General features: G+C 65.1%; 16 protein-coding genes and 1 pseudogene. 12 read left to right on the top strand and 5 right to left on the bottom strand.

Going from position 1 to position 14,464, the window contains the following annotated elements:
• Positions 1-66: 66 nt before the first annotated feature.
• Positions 67-600, top strand: coding sequence for an HNH endonuclease (locus SNAS_RS22895; RefSeq protein ID WP_013019847.1), 534 nt, complete (start codon positions 67-69; stop codon positions 598-600).
• Here SNAS_RS22895 and SNAS_RS22890 read toward each other — a convergent pair.
• Complete coding sequence (locus SNAS_RS22890) at positions 586-1,086, bottom strand: Lrp/AsnC family transcriptional regulator (RefSeq protein WP_013019846.1); 501 nt, start codon at positions 1,084-1,086, stop codon at positions 586-588. The genes SNAS_RS22895 and SNAS_RS22890 overlap by 15 nt on opposite strands.
• Positions 1,087-1,166: 80 nt before the next feature.
• Here SNAS_RS22890 and SNAS_RS22885 point away from each other — a divergent pair, with 80 nt between their 5' ends.
• Positions 1,167-2,075, top strand: coding sequence for an SMP-30/gluconolactonase/LRE family protein (locus tag SNAS_RS22885; RefSeq protein WP_013019845.1), 909 nt, complete (start codon positions 1,167-1,169; stop codon positions 2,073-2,075).
• 226 nt (positions 2,076-2,301) lie between these two features.
• Here SNAS_RS22885 and kynU read toward each other — a convergent pair whose 3' ends face one another.
• Positions 2,302-3,567 (bottom strand): kynureninase, encoded by a 1,266-nt coding sequence (gene kynU / locus SNAS_RS22880; RefSeq protein ID WP_013019844.1) that lies wholly within the window; start codon positions 3,565-3,567, stop codon positions 2,302-2,304.
• An 84-nt stretch (positions 3,568-3,651) separates the two neighbouring features.
• Here kynU and ctaJ point away from each other — a divergent pair, with 84 nt between their 5' ends.
• The 10 genes and pseudogenes from ctaJ to SNAS_RS36905 all read left to right on the top strand — a co-directional run.
• A complete protein-coding gene (ctaJ, locus tag SNAS_RS22875) occupies positions 3,652-3,951 on the top strand; it encodes an aa3-type cytochrome oxidase subunit CtaJ (RefSeq protein ID WP_013019843.1) in 300 nt (99 codons plus the stop codon).
• Positions 3,952-3,958: 7 nt separating this feature from the next.
• Entirely contained in the window at positions 3,959-4,360 is a 402-nt protein-coding gene (locus SNAS_RS22870) for a DUF5130 family protein (protein ID WP_052305108.1), read from the top strand.
• 162 nt (positions 4,361-4,522) lie between these two features.
• A complete protein-coding gene (locus SNAS_RS22865) occupies positions 4,523-5,557 on the top strand; it encodes a PhoH family protein (protein WP_013019841.1) in 1,035 nt (344 codons plus the stop codon).
• A gap of 10 nt (positions 5,558-5,567) precedes the next feature.
• Positions 5,568-6,038, top strand: coding sequence for an rRNA maturation RNase YbeY (gene ybeY, locus SNAS_RS22860; RefSeq protein ID WP_013019840.1), 471 nt, complete (start codon positions 5,568-5,570; stop codon positions 6,036-6,038).
• Positions 6,039-6,045: 7 nt separating this feature from the next.
• Positions 6,046-7,326: a hemolysin family protein gene (locus SNAS_RS22855; protein WP_013019839.1), complete on the top strand. Its 1,281-nt coding sequence runs from the start codon at positions 6,046-6,048 to the stop codon at positions 7,324-7,326.
• Entirely contained in the window at positions 7,326-7,652 is a 327-nt protein-coding gene (locus SNAS_RS22850; RefSeq protein WP_013019838.1) for a hypothetical protein, read from the top strand. Before SNAS_RS22855 ends, SNAS_RS22850 begins: the two co-directional genes overlap by 1 nt.
• Positions 7,649-8,545, top strand: a complete 897-nt coding sequence (gene era, locus SNAS_RS22845) for a GTPase Era (protein WP_013019837.1) — start codon at positions 7,649-7,651, stop codon at positions 8,543-8,545. The genes SNAS_RS22850 and era overlap by 4 nt, the downstream gene beginning before the upstream one ends.
• Before the next feature lie 297 nt (positions 8,546-8,842).
• Positions 8,843-9,289 carry a hypothetical protein gene (locus SNAS_RS22840; protein WP_013019836.1) on the top strand — a complete coding sequence of 149 codons (447 nt, stop codon included), beginning with the start codon at positions 8,843-8,845 and terminating at the stop codon, positions 9,287-9,289.
• 3 nt (positions 9,290-9,292) lie between these two features.
• Positions 9,293-11,035 (top strand): hypothetical protein, encoded by a 1,743-nt coding sequence (locus SNAS_RS35375; RefSeq protein ID WP_013019835.1) that lies wholly within the window; start codon positions 9,293-9,295, stop codon positions 11,033-11,035.
• 119 nt (positions 11,036-11,154) lie between these two features.
• A pseudogene (locus SNAS_RS36905) lies at positions 11,155-12,093 on the top strand (S8 family peptidase); the annotation flags it as partial.
• Between the two features lie 198 nt (positions 12,094-12,291).
• Here SNAS_RS36905 and SNAS_RS36900 read toward each other — a convergent pair.
• The 3 genes from SNAS_RS36900 to SNAS_RS22815 all read right to left on the bottom strand — a co-directional run bounded on the left by SNAS_RS36900 (position 12,292) and on the right by SNAS_RS22815 (position 14,416).
• On the bottom strand, positions 12,292-12,966 hold the full coding sequence (locus tag SNAS_RS36900; protein WP_013019833.1) for an O-acetyl-ADP-ribose deacetylase: 675 nt from the start codon (positions 12,964-12,966) through the stop codon (positions 12,292-12,294).
• A 54-nt stretch (positions 12,967-13,020) separates the two neighbouring features.
• Positions 13,021-13,425 carry a VOC family protein gene (locus SNAS_RS22825; protein WP_013019832.1) on the bottom strand — a complete coding sequence of 135 codons (405 nt, stop codon included), beginning with the start codon at positions 13,423-13,425 and terminating at the stop codon, positions 13,021-13,023.
• 412 nt (positions 13,426-13,837) lie between these two features.
• Entirely contained in the window at positions 13,838-14,416 is a 579-nt protein-coding gene (locus SNAS_RS22815; protein WP_013019830.1) for a CGNR zinc finger domain-containing protein, read from the bottom strand.
• Positions 14,417-14,464: the final 48 nt, after the last annotated feature.

Genomic DNA, 14,464 nt, shown 5'->3' with positions numbered 1-14,464 from the left:
TGCACTTTGACAGTTGATAGGCAACACTGGTAGCAATGCGATCGAGTGATCAAGGAGGTGCTATACATGACCGCCATCGGGTCCATCGCCGCCAATGGCGGCATCACAACCAGCGCCCTGGTTCTCAACGCGACCTATGAACCCCTGTGCGTCGTCTCGGTACGTCGCGCCGCGGTTCTGCTGCTGTCGGAGAAAGCCGAGACCGTCACCCCCGGCGACGGCTTCCTGCACAGCGAACGCGTCACGATCCAGGTGCCGTCGGTCGTGCGCCTCAATCGTTACGTTCGGGTCACCAGACGCCGTGGTGTCAGCCTGACCCGTCGCGCGGTCTTCGCCCGCGACGGCTGGAAGTGCGCCTACTGCGGCGGTCCCGCCGAGACGATCGACCACGTCATGCCCCGCAGTCGCGGCGGCAGACACATCTGGGAGAACGTCGTCGCCTCCTGCGCTCGCTGCAATCACAAGAAGAGCGACCGTACCCCCGGCGAGATGGGCTGGAGCCTGGCCCCCGCCCCGTCGGTGCCGAAGAATCCGCTGTGGAGAGTCCTCGGCCACCGCACCCCCGACCCCCGTTGGGCCGTCTGGTTAATGGCCGCCTGAACCCGTTCGGTCCGCGATCGCGACCGGCCGGGTGAACAGGGTCTCCAGTACGACCGTCGTGTGTGTCGTCGCCACGGTGTCCACGGCGTACAGACGCTTGAGCACCGATTGCAGTTCCTGAGTGGACGCTGTGCGCACTTTCAGCAGGACGGTGCCCGAGCCCGCGACGATGTGGGCCTCCTCGATCTCGGGGATGGCCGCCAGCGCCTCGGCGGTGTCGGAACCGCCCATCCAGTCGGCCGCGTCGAGGGTCACGAAGGACAGCACCGGTTTGCCGAGCGCCGCCGCGTCCACGTCGATCGTGGTGGCGCGCACGACGCCCCGTTCCCGCAGTTTGCGCACCCGCTCGTGCGCCGCGCCCGCGGACAGGCCCACGGCCTTTCCCAGCTCGGCGTACGGGCGGGTCGCGTCGTGCTGGAGGGCGGCCAGGATCGCGCGGTCGACGTCGTCGATCCGGTTGTCCGGCGAGGCTGTGCTAGATGACATATTGCCTATCGTAGCCGAGGCTGTATATCGTTCGGCGTATCGGCAATGGCGCCGAACTTAATCTAGCGCAGGAGAGTGTCATGGACGAGCGCATCCCCGTGGTCTTCGATTCCTACGACGAACGGTTCGCTGGTGGCCACGGCGACGACTACTTCGAGCGGCTGTTCTCCGGCGGCCGCTGGACCGAGGGGCCGGTGTACGTCCCGTCCGGGAAGTACCTGCTGTTCAGCGACATCCCCAACAACCGGGTGCTGCGCTGGGACGAGACCGACGGCTCGGTGAGCGTGTTCCGTTCGCCGTCGAACTACACCAACGGCCACACGCTCGACCGGCACGGACGGCTGATCTCCTGCGAGCAGGGTGGACGGCGCGTCACCCGCACCGAGATCGACGGCTCGATCACGGTGCTGGCCGAGCGCTGGAACGGCCACCGGCTCAACAGCCCCAACGACGCCGTGGTGGCCAGCGACGGTTCGGTCTGGTTCACCGACCCGCCCTACGGCATCACCAGCGACTACGAGGGCGAGCGCGCCGAACCCGAGATCGACGGCTGTCACGTCTACCGCGTCGACCCCGTCTCGGGGGCCGTCGACATCGTCGCCGACGACTTCGAGCGCCCCAACGGGCTGGCGTTCTCACCCGACGAGAGCCTCATGTACATAGTCGACACCCGTCGCAACCACATCCGCCGGTTCCGGGTCGAGCCCGAGGGCAAGCTGTCGGGCGGCGAGGTGTTCGCCGAGTGCCCCGAGGGCCAGTTCGACGGCATCCGGCTCGACGAGACCGGCCGGATCTGGGCCGCCTGCGCCGACGTCCACTGCTTCGACCCCGACGGCACCCACCTGGCGCGGCTGCGGATCCCGGAACCGAACGTGTCCAACCTGGTCTTCGGCGGCCGCAAACGCAACCGGCTGTTCGTCACCGCCACCGGCTCGGTGTACTCGGTGCTGCTGAACATCAACGGCGCGGCCAAGCTGCCCCGCGACTAGGCCAACGGCCGCTCGCACGCCGGGCTCGGTAGCCGCGCCGGCCGCTCGCTAGCTGCCGCGGCGCCCGCCGACCGGCTCTGTAGCCGCCCCGGCGCGGCCAAGCTGCCCCGCGACTAGGTCGACGGCTGGCCGCACTCGCTGCCTCCGCACTCGCTCCGGCCCGGCCGCTAGCGCTCGCCAGTCGCCGCGGCGCCCGCCGACCGGCTCGGCACGCCCGCGCCCGGCCCTATGTCACCTGCCCCTTCTCGGCCGGGAACTTCTCGTACTCGCCGGAACGCACGATGTCGGCCACCCGCGACAGTCCCTCGTGGACATCGCGATAGCCGTTGTAAAGCGGCGCGAAACCCAGCCGCAGCCGGTCCGGCTCCCGGTAGTCGGGGATGACGCCACGCGCACGCATCGCCTGGCCGATCCGCCACGCCTCCTTGTGCGCCAGCGTCAGATGGCCGCCCCGGCGCAGCGGATCGTCCGGCGACGCCAGCTCGAACCCCAACGGCGCCAGCCATTCGGCGAACAGCGCCTGCGCGTACGCGCCCAGCCGCACTGACTTCTCCCGCAGCGCCGCTACCCCGGCCCGCGCCGTCACCGCCACCGCGGCCTCCACCGCCGCCACCCCGACCACCGTCGGGGTGCCCACCGCGAAGCGTCCGATGTCCTCGCGCGGCAAGTACTCCGGTCCCATCGCGAACTGGTCGGTCTGCGAGAACCAGCCCCACATCGGCTGCCGCAGCCGCGTCTGGAGTTCCTCACGCACATACAGGAACGCCGGAGCCCCGGGCCCCGCGTTGAGGTACTTGTAGGTGCAGCCCACCGCCAGGTCCACCCCGCACGCGTCCAGCTCCACCGGCACCGCCCCGGCCGAATGGCACAGGTCCCACAGCACCTTCGCGCCCGACTTGTGCGCGCGTTCGGTGATCGCCGCCATGTCGGCGATCGCGCCCGAGCGGTACGACACGTGCGACAGACACAACAGCGCCGTGTCCTTCTTGACGGCCTTGGCCACCGTCTTGGGGTCCACGCCCTCGTCGATGTCGGTGTGGATGACGCGCAGCTCACCGCCGTGCCGTTCGGCGATCCCCGCCAGGATGTACCGGTCGGTGGGGAAGTTGTCGTCGTCGGTGACGATCACCCGCCGCCCCTTGGGCGCCGCGTCCAGGGCCGCCGCCGCCAGCTTGTACAGGTTGACGCTGGTGGAATCGCACACCAGCACCTCGCCGGGCCGGGCACCCACGACATCCGCCGCCAGCGCGTCCCCCGCCCGCGACGGCAACTCGATCCACTCGTCCCAGCCCCGGATCAGCCGGTTCGTCCACTCCTCGTCGGTGACCCGCCGGACCGCGTCGAGCACCGCTCGCGGCGGACGGCCCAGCGAATTACCGTCCAGATAGATCAGGTCCTCGGTATCGTGAGCGAATTCCGAGCGGAACGACGCCAGCGGGTCGGCGGCGTCCAAAGTCGCGGGGTCGGCCTCGGGGTGAAGTTCGGAGAACATGATCCACAGTATCGACCTGTCGCGCGGCGCCGAGGCGGCCTCGGATACGGTAATCGCGAAATTGACTTTGCGAAGAGGCGGATGATGACGATTCTGCAGACGGTACTGGTGTTCGTCGGCATCCCCGTGGCGGTGTACCTCATCCTCGCGGGGCTGGTCTACCGGCCGGGCACCGGGAACGCGAAACGCTACCGGCCCGGACGCGAATACGACTTCGCGCCGATCTGGTTCCTGGCCCGTCCCGAGGAAGTGACCGTGGCCGGAGCCGCCGACTACGTGGCGGCGCTGCCGGAGAAGTCGGGCGCCAAGGCCATCGAGGCCGGCGAAGCCGGATCGACCCACTCACGCACGGGCATCAAGGGAGGCGCAAGTGGCAGCTGGTAACACGGCCGTGGCACCGGAACCGATCGAGGCGAATCTGGACGGCGACGTCACCGACGGCCCGTTCAGCGTCCGGCAGCTGCTGCGCATCGACGAGGCCCTCACCGCGGCCGACCGCGAGACCGGCCTGACCTTCAGCGTCTACGTTGGATCGCTGCACGAGCCCACCACCGGCGCGGCGCGCGGCCTGCACGACAAGCTCGCCAACCCGTCCGAGAGCGTGCTGGTCGCGGTGTCCCCGCAGCAGCGCAAACTCGAGATCGTCACCGGTGAGCGTGCCGCCAAACGCATCCCGGACCGCAACGCGGCCCTGGCGGCGCTGTCCATGACGGCCGCCTTCGGCGGCGGCGACCTGACCCGCGGCATCGTCGACGGTCTCCGCCAGCTCGCCGACCAGGCCGGTGCCCCGTAACCACGTTAGTTTGTGAGCCCGGTCGCGACCGGCACACACCGCCGGTAAGTCGGATGACCACCCCCGCGGCTTGCCTATACGATTGCTCAACAACGCCGCGCCGCAAAGGCGTGGCACCGAGTCGTGGAAGCAGGTGGCAAAAGGCCCGCGGGGGCCGTGCCTATGTCAGAAGGTCCAACATCGGGCGGCGCGTCCCGTCCCCAGGCCAAGATCACCGTCGGCGATCCGAGCACCATGGTGAGCCTGCTGGGCTCGGCCGACGAGCACCTGCGCTTCATCGAACGCGCCATCAAAGCAGACGTCCACGTCCGGGGCGACACGATCACGCTCACCGGCGCACCCAAGGACATCGCCGAGGCCGAGCGGCTGTTCTACGAACTCATCGCCGTCATCGAACGCGGTGAGGCCGTGACCGTCGACGTCGTGCGGCGCATCTCCGGGATGCTCGCCGAGGGCGCGACCGAGAGCCCCTCCGACGTGATGACCCAGAACATCGTGTCGCGTCGCGGCCGCAACATCCGGCCCAAGACCGTCGGCCAGAAGCGCTATGTGGACGCCATCGACGACCACACCATCGTGTTCGGCATCGGTCCCGCCGGTACCGGCAAGACCTACCTGGCGATGGCCAAGGCCGTACAGGCGTTGCAGGCCAAGCAGATCAACCGGATCATCCTGACCCGTCCCGCCGTCGAGGCGGGGGAGCGGCTGGGATACCTGCCCGGGACGCTGTTCGAGAAGATCGACCCGTACCTGCGGCCGCTGTACGACGCGCTGCACGACATGATCGACCCCGACTCGATCCCGAAGCTGATGGAGTCGGGAACCATCGAGGTCGCGCCGCTGGCCTATATGCGCGGCCGCACCCTCAACGACGCGTTCATCATCCTCGACGAGGCGCAGAACACCACCGCCGAGCAGATGAAGATGTTCCTGACCCGGCTGGGCTTCGGTTCCAAGATCGTGGTCACCGGCGACGTCACCCAGGTGGACCTGCCCGGCGGGGCCCGCAGCGGTCTGAAGATTGTCCGGGACATCCTCGAGGGCGTCGACGATCTGCATTTCGCCAGCCTCGGCAGTGCCGATGTGGTGCGGCATCGCCTCGTCGCCGATATCGTCGACGCGTATGGCAAATGGGACGCCGAGCAGCGTGACAGCGGTGCGCCCGATTCGACCCGTAAACCGAATCGGCGTCGGTAGGGCGTGAGTCGTGCCGATAGAAGTAGCCAACGAATCCGGCGCCGAGGTCGGCACCGAGTCGATCTGTGACGTAGCCCGGCACGCCCTGTCCGAGATGGGCGTGCACCCGCTGGCGGATCTGTCGATCCTCGTCGTCGACGAGACCTACATGTCCGAGCTCAACCACCGCTGGATGGGCGCGGCCGGTCCCACCGACGTGCTGGCGTTCCCGATGGACGAGCTGTCGGTGGGTCGCGGACCGTCCAACGACTCCGAGCCCGCGGCCGAGACGCTGCTGGGCGACGTCGTCCTGTGTCCCGAGGTCGCCGAGCGGCAGGCCGCCAAGGCCGGACACTCCACAGCGGACGAGCTTCACATGCTCACCGTCCACGGTGTCCTTCACATTCTCGGCTATGACCACGCCGAACCCGATGAGGCCAAACAGATGTTCGGCCTACAGCAATCCCTATTGGACAGTTGGCGACGAGAACGGACAACCTGACCCCACGATGTCCTCTTACTATATGCTGCTCGGCATTGCCGCCGCGTTGGTGGTGATGGCCGGGCTGGCCGCGATGACCGACGCCGCACTGTCGCGCGTCTCCCCCGCAAGGGTCGAAGAACTCGTGCGAGACCGGCAACGGGGAGCCGTCTCGCTCAAGAAAGTCGTCGCCGACATTCCCCGGTACATCAACCTCCTCATGCTGCTGCGGCTGGCCTGCGAGCTCACCGCGACCACACTGGTCGCCGTCGCCGCCTTCCGCGCCTGGGACATCGGCTGGGCCGCCACCGCCATCACGGCGGCCGCCATGACCATCGTCAGCTTCGTCCTCATCGGAGTCGGCCCCCGCACCCTCGGCCGCCAACACGCCTACCCCGTCGCCCTGGCCAGCGCGGGCATCGTCCACTGGCTCGGCCGCGCCCTGGGCCCGCTCCCCAAACTGCTCATCCTCATCGGTAACGCCGTCACCCCGGGCAAAGGCTTCCGCGAAGGTCCATTCGCGACCCAGACCGAACTGCGCGAACTCGTCGACATCGCCGAACAGCGCGGCGAGGTCGAACACGGCGAACGCGAGATGATCAACTCGGTCTTCGCCCTGGGCAACACGATCGCCCGCGAAGTGATGGTGCCCCGCACCGAGACCGTATGGGTCGAGTCCAGCAAGTCCGCCAAACAGGCCCTCGCGCTGGCGCTGCGCTCCGGCTTCTCCCGCATCCCGGTCATCGGCGACGACGTCGACGACGTCTCCGGCGTTGTCTACCTCAAGGACCTGGTCCGCCTCACCGGCGAAGGCGCCGACCCCAAGGTCTCCGAGGTCATGCGCGACGTCACCTTCGTCCCCGAATCCAAACCCGTCGACGACCTGCTCCGCGAGATGCAGGCGGCCCGCATCCACATCGGAGTGGTCGTCGACGAGTACGGCGGCACCGCCGGCGTCATCACCATCGAGGACATCCTCGAGGAGATCGTCGGCGAGATCACCGACGAATACGACGTGGAACGCCCCACGGTCGAAGCCCTCCCCGACGGCGCCCACCGCGTCACGGCCCGGATGTCCATTGAAGACCTGTCCGAACTGTGCGGCGTCGACATCGAACCCGGCGACGTCGAAACCGTCGCGGGCCTGCTGGCCCAAGCCCTGGGCAAGGTCCCCATCCCCGGCGCCCACGCCACCATCCACGGCCTCGACCTCACCGCCGAAGGCACCGCGGGCCGTCGCAACCGCATCGACACCGTCGTCGTCCGCCGCATCGCCGACCAACCCGACGAAGAGGAAGAGAACCACTGATGACAGCACCCCTGGACGCCGAAGACCAGAAACTCGTCACCCTGGCCCGCGCCGCCGCCTCCCGCATCGGCGCATCCTCCGCCGGAGCCGTCCGCGACGACGACGGCCGCAGCTACGTCGCCGCCTCCATCTCCCTACCGTCCCTCCAACTCACCGGCCTCCAACTAGCCGTAGCCCAAGCCGCCGCCGCCGGCGCCGAAACCCTGGAAGCCGCCATCTTCCTGGGCACCACCGACGCCCCGGGCACCGCGGCGGTACGAGACCTGTCACGTTCGGCCCCGATCTACGCCGTCGACGGCACCGCCATCCGTAAGCTCGACGCATGACCGATGACTACCGGGCCGGATTCGCCTGCTTCGTGGGCCGCCCCAACGCTGGCAAGTCCACCCTGACCAACGCCATCATCGGCTCGAAGATCGCCATCACATCCAACCGTCCACAAACCACACGCCACGTCGTCCGGGGCATCCTCCACCGCCCCGACTCCCAACTCATCCTGGTCGACACCCCGGGCTACCACAAACCCAAGAACGTCCTGGGCAAACGCCTCAACGAGGAAGTCCGCGAAACCTGGAGCGAAGTCGACGTCATCGGCCTGTGCATCCCGGCCAACGAAAAGATCGGCCCGGGCGACCGCTACATCACCCGCGAGATCACGGCCCAAAAAGCCAAAGTCGTCGCCGTCGTCACCAAGATCGACCTGGTCTCCAAAACCGACGTGGCCAAACAACTCATGGCGGTCAACGACATGGCCGACTTCGCCGACATCGTCCCCTGCAGCGCGGTCTCGGGCGAACAGGTCGACGTCCTCGTCGACGTCCTCTCCAAATACCTCCCCACATCCCCCCAGCTCTACCCCGACGACATGATCACCGACGAACCCGAGCGCGTCATGATCGCCGAACTGGTCCGCGAAGCCGCCCTGGAAGGCGTCCGCGACGAACTACCCCACTCGATCGCCGTAGTCATCGAAGACGTCGAGATCGAAGACCTGGAAGACGGCCCCCGCACCAAGATCTACGCCGAGATCTACGTAGAACGCTCCTCCCAAAAAGCCATCGTCATCGGCAAAGCGGGCTCCCGCCTCCGCACGGTAGGCACCCACGCCCGCAAAGAAATAGCCAAGCTCCTAAACCAACGCGTCTACCTAGACCTCCACGTCCGCGTAGCCAAGGACTGGCAAACCAACCCGAAGTACCTACAACGCCTGGGATTCTAGAACCTCCTCGGCGCGAACCCTTGTGGAACTAAAGCTATCCACAATCGACGGACAGTTTTCCGATTCTTAATTTTCCCTCACGCTCCGTGACGCTGCCTCCAAAAAATACGGACATACAGATACAATCCAGACACTCGAGTCACGCTGAGTAGCACCCACTAGGGCCTGAAGACCCTGTACTCGGTATTCGCGGCTGGAGTCGTTTGCGAACCACTGGTAACGTGCCTGCCACGGGTGCGAAGCGGGCCCGAAACGCACCAGCACTGTAATGACTGCCCTGATGGGAGCCCTACTCCGATGAACGACTACGCGGGAGAGTCCGGCGGAGGCTCAAGCGCACCACAACCGAACATCGAGTTCGAAGCGGTGGAGATGGACACCGTCTCGCTGAAGGCGTTCGGTGATGCGCTGCTCAAGGACGCAGAAAATCTCAAGACTGCGGCGGGAGACATCCGTGAGCAACTTCAAAACCCGGCCGGTGAACGTGGAGATGACATGATTCAGCCGGTTGGAGCTGATCCCAGGCAAGAGACACTGCACGGTATTGCCATCACTCATTCCCAGCGTATGCAAGAGACCAACGTATACCTTGCTCAAGCCAGTATTGCCGTTAATAATCTTGGACTGCTCTGCAAGTACATCGCCGGCTCTATCGGGGATGTTGACACTCTCAACAGCTCGAGCATCGACCAGGTCAGTGACGTCATAAATGACGTCACCAAACCCAAGAAAGAGGAGGCGTGACGCATGGGGGAATACGAGAAGTTCGATGTCACCGAGCTGTACGAGATGACGTCTGCTGACGATGGGGAAGCGCTGGAGAAGATCGGTGTCGGCTGGGCTAATACCAGCACGGCAATAGGTGCGATCCATGAAGCTTTGATCGAGCGGCTGAAAGCCATTAAGAAGGTGTGGAGTTCCGAGTCTGCGGGGCCGTTCCAAGCAGTCGTAAACGAAACAATCGCGCACTTGGACGCCGCGAAGACCCAGGCGGATAACCGTGCCAAGGCGGTCGGTTCCGTGGCGTCCTACGCGAAGTGGGCACGCGAGAAAGTTGCCGAGCAACACGTCCAGTATCAGAAAGCGGTACTTGGAAACGCGGCTGATGTGGCCTCGGGTAAGTACGCGCCGCCTCTGGGCTTTGGCAACCCCTTCGTTCTTGGGCCCAAGGCTGAAGGACCACCTTCTGCGGACGAGATTCGAAAGCCGTTCGATGAGCAGGCTCGCAAGTATATGAATGTTGCTCTCAAGGACTATGAGCAAAACAAACCCCATATTGAATCGGAAATCCGGCCGATCAAGCCAGTTCGAATTTCTGATGAAGCTGCGGGAGACTGGTCCGACGGCCAAGACAGCTGGGCCGGAGACGGCGGCAGCGGCTCCAACACCTACGACATGGCCGGCCTCTCCGCAACCTCCTACGGCGGCAACGCCCTAGGCGCCCACCCCGAGCTCCAAAGCGGTGGCCCCCACACGCCCACCACCCCCACCCACACCGCCCCAACCGGCCCACACCCAACCGGCATGCCCGGCCCAACGCAAACCGGTGTCCCCCTAGGCGGCGTCCCACCCCTCAGCGGCGGCAACAAACCCCCCACCGCCCCACCAAAACTTCCAACCGCACCCACCACCAACGCCCGCAACACCCTCGGCCCCCGAGGCCCCATATCCGCCCCCCGAACCCCCGGCCTCCCGGCCCGCACGTCACCTCCGGTCCGCTCAATGACCACACCCAACAGCGCAACCAACCGCTGGGCAGGCCGCGGACTCCAAAAATCCCAGATGGCCCCGGTAAACCGCGTAGGCGAACCACGCAAGTCGGGCGAAGTACTAGGCCGCCGCTCCGCACCCGCCAAACCCACGGCCACCACCCAACCCGCCCCCCGCCGAGTACAACCGTCAGTCATCCGAGGCGCGAACAAACCCGGCACGAAGTCCAGCGGCAAGTCCCCAGTAGACAACACCAACCGCGGTTACACATCCCGGGTCATCAACCCCCGAGACCGCATAGCCGAAGCCAAGGGCCACTCCCGCACCCCCCTCGTGGGCGACAAAATGAAGCACCCGGCCAAACCGGAACCCTTCGGCAAGCGCCCCGAACCCGAAACGGCCCGCTCGCTGCTCCGTCGCGAAATCAACGAAGCCCGCGAAAAGCGCCGCAAGCTACTAAAACAATCCGACGGCCTCTCCCGTCCGGTGATCGACAACGGTCTGAGTAACTCAGCCCAGATCGACCACGCGATCCCCACCCCCCGGGAAGCGGTCAAGTCCGAGGACGGCTTCTGGCAGCCCCCGAAGGACATGGTCCCCGGCGTGATCGGCAAACGGACCTGGGACCCCAACGCGATCACACACGACCCTGGCCCGGTATTTGGAGGCACGGCCCAGGGGAGAGAGGAACCGGTCAAAGATGCATCGCACGACCCAGGACCGACCGCATTTGATCCGCAACGTGGACGTCCAGACACCAGCCACTGGCCCGGAACTTAGAAGCAGAACTTCGGGCGGCAAGTGCTGGCGTGCGTACGATTGCCGTTGGAGCGCGCGTGTCACCAAGCCGCGTGCGTTTCTCCCAGGGCCCCAGGTTTCCACTCAAAGGACCGAAACGAATGCGCCATCGCTTCATCGCTGCAATAGGATCACTGGCTGTATTGACCGCGATGATAGTTGTCGCACCTATGTCAGCCTTCGCCGACGAACCTAGAAGTCAAGAGTGGATTGTCGACGCACTACGTCTGAAGGATGTTCACAAACTCTCCCAGGGTGAGGGTGTGACTGTGGGTGTCATTGATTCTGGTGTCGATGCTGACCATCCAGACTTGGATGGGAATGTCAAGGCGGGGAAGGATTTCGGCACTTCGAAGGATGACGGCCTTAATGACCATGATGGCCATGGAACGAGCGTTTCAAGTCTGATAGTCGGGCATGGGCATGGCGATAGCAACACGGATGGAATAATTGGGATTGCGCCCAAAGCGAAAGTGGTGTCCGTGGGCCTCCGTTGGGGAAAAGGCGAAGGTGAGAAGGTGGGAGGCTACATTGCCGGAGCCATCAAATGGCTGGTAGATCAGAAGGTCGATATCATCTCAATCAGCATGTCGGGATACCCGGAAATATCGGACGCCGTAAAGTACGCCATGGATAATGGCGTGCCGCTAGTGGGTTCCGCTGGGAATACCGACAAGTATGCTGACGATCCTATTCTCGGGCAAGTGAAGAACAATACTACGGGGTGGCCGGCAATGGACGCCGGCGCAATTCCGGTTTCTGGTACCACTCAGGACAATGAATTCTGGGAGGGAAGCGTTCAGTTGTCAGAAGCCGCAGTGCAACCGCAGTTTGGACTTTCGGCCCCAGCGACGGAATTGGTAGCTGCAACAAAAGGCGGTGGCTATGGTACTTTCTCCGGTACGTCGGGTTCGGCTCCTATTGTGGCTGGCACGCTTGCGATCATCAAATCGGCTTATCCCAACTTGGATTATTCTTCCCTAGTTGACCGTTTGCTAGATACAGTGGATGATAAAGGCCCCAAGGGCTTTGACAACAAGTATGGCTGGGGAATCGTTAACCCCTACAAGGCATTGACCGAAGAAACTGTCTATAAAGGTCCAACTGGCAAGGAGACGGTTTCAGACCCTGCTGATCGGTTGCCGCTTGACGAACAGGGCAAGGGACAAGGCCAGCAAGACAATGGCAACGGCTCCGGCAACAGTGATGGCGCTTTGACCCCATCCGGGGCAAGTTCGCTACTCCTCCCGCTCTGCATCACCGCAGCCGTCCTCGTGCTTGCCGCTGCGGTCGTCATCGCCGTTGTTGTTGCCAAGCGTCGCGCCAAGACGAGGGGTGGCTCTCCGCAACCGCCCGGCGCCGTGTGAGAACCCGAACTCCGTACCGGGTAACGAGCTGACGACAAGGGCGGGGTAGAGGCGGGTGGCGACGGAGACCTCTTCGGAGGAAAAGAGCATAATGCGGGCGAGGGTGACCGAGGTGGGGGTGGTTTGGAGGACGTCTACCGCCTGGCGGATGGCGTCGTCCTTGGGCCAGCCGTAGATGCCGGAGGAGATGAGAGGGACCGCGAGGGTGGTGGCGCCCAGGGTGTCGGCGATGGTGAGGCTGTTGCGGTAGCAGGCGCGGAGGGTTTCGGTGCGGTCGTCGTGGCGGGAGTAGACGGGGCCGACCGTGTGGATGATCCATTGGGCGGGGAGGTTGCCCGCGGTGGTGGCGATCGCTTGGCCTTCGGGGAGGCCCTTGGGGTAGTGGGAGTCGCGGAGTTTGCGGCATTCGTCCAGGATGGTGGGTCCGCCCTTGCGGTGGATGGCGCCGTCGACGCCGCCTCCGCCCATGAGGGAGGAGTTGGCGGCGTTTATGAGGGCGTCGACGTCTTGGGTGGTTATGTCGCCCTTCACCAGTTCGATGCGCATGGTTAAAGCCTGCCACGGGTTTGGTGACTCTGGGTGGCGTGTTTGTGCCGTGGGTTAGGTGGTCGTGGCTGGGCGTTCTTGGAGGGTCCATTTGTTGCCGTCCGGGTCGGCGAAGAAGGCCCAGGAGTTCCAGTCGTCGCCCGGGCCGTCCACGTAGGTTTTGCCGTCGAAGTGTTGGACCGGGGTGATGTCTACGCCGTTGGTGAGGAGGGTTTGGCGGGCGGTGGCGATGTCGTCCACGACTATTTGGACGCCGTGGAGGGAGCCCGGGGGCATGGAGGTGGGTGCCCCCAGGGCGATGGAGCAGCCGGAGTTGTGGGGGGTGAGCTGGATGATGCGGGTGTCGTCAGGGAGGGTGAAGTCGATGTCGACGTTGAAGCCCAGTTTGTCCGCGTAGAAGGACTTGGCGCGTTCTATGTCGGTGACGGGTACTGGGACGACCTCGATCTTCCAGTCCATGGTGGGTTCCTCTCGGCTTTGGTTGGGGTCATGTAATCACGTGGGTGTGACGGTGAAGGGAGGTTGGGGAAATTGGTGGGCGATACGGTGGGGCCGGAAGGAGGGCTGTGATGGTTGATGAGGATGAGCCTTTTGGGGTGGACACTTCGGGGGTGGTGGGGTCGGGGATGACGGGGCGGCCTCGGGGGATGCGGCATCCGTTGCCGGACAGAAACGCGGTTGACGCTTGGTTGACCGAGGAGCCGTTGTTGTCGCCCCAGGAGATCGTGGCTCGGATGGGGGAGCTGGATCCGGAGGGGGCCAAGGAGTTGCTGGATCGGGAGCAGGCGAAGCGGGATGCTCGGCGGGGGAGAGCGGGCGGGTAGGCCAACGGGGGAAGTCGAGCGAGCGGCCGAAGCGCGGAGGCGCGGGGTTATTTTCGGGCTTTTTCTCGGGCTCGGAAGGCCGCTGTCTTGACGCGGTTTTGGCAGGACGTGGAGCAGAAGCGGCGGGTGCCGTTGCGGGAGGTGTCGACGAAGACGCGGTCGCAGGCGGGTGCGGTGCATTCGCCGAGGCGGTCGGCGTGTTCGCTGCCCAGGACGATGGCCAGGCCGGTGGCGCAGCCCGCGGCCCAGTCGTTGGTGTAGGAGTCGCGGTCGCCGTGGAAGTGGATGTGCCAGGGTTCGCCGTCGTGCTTGATGAGCAGGGGGTGGGCGGCGGTGTCGCGGAGTAGGGCGTTGACGCGTTCGGCGGCGTCGTCGTGGTCGGCGAGGCTGACTGCGGTGAAGATCGGGCGCAGGCGTTGGGCCAGGGCTTGGATCTCGGTGGTTTCGGTGGCGGTGAGGAGGTGGCGGTCGCGTTTGCGGGCCGAAAGGACTGTGGCGATGGCCACTTTTTGGTCTTCGTCTTGTGGGGGTGAATAGGGGCGTCCTTGCTTGTAACCCGAGGTCAGTAGGTTGACGAGTTCTACTGATACCGCGACGACGGCGTCGGTGTGACTGTTGAAGTTCACTTGACTGGTTACGTCCCTTCGGGCTAGCTTGTTACTGCCATCAGCTTA

The sequence above is a fragment of the Stackebrandtia nassauensis DSM 44728 genome, from assembly GCF_000024545.1.
Lineage (GTDB): Bacteria > Actinomycetota > Actinomycetes > Mycobacteriales > Micromonosporaceae > Stackebrandtia > Stackebrandtia nassauensis.
Note: the sequence above shows the minus strand (reverse complement) of the source record. Positions and strands in the feature narration are given on the sequence as shown.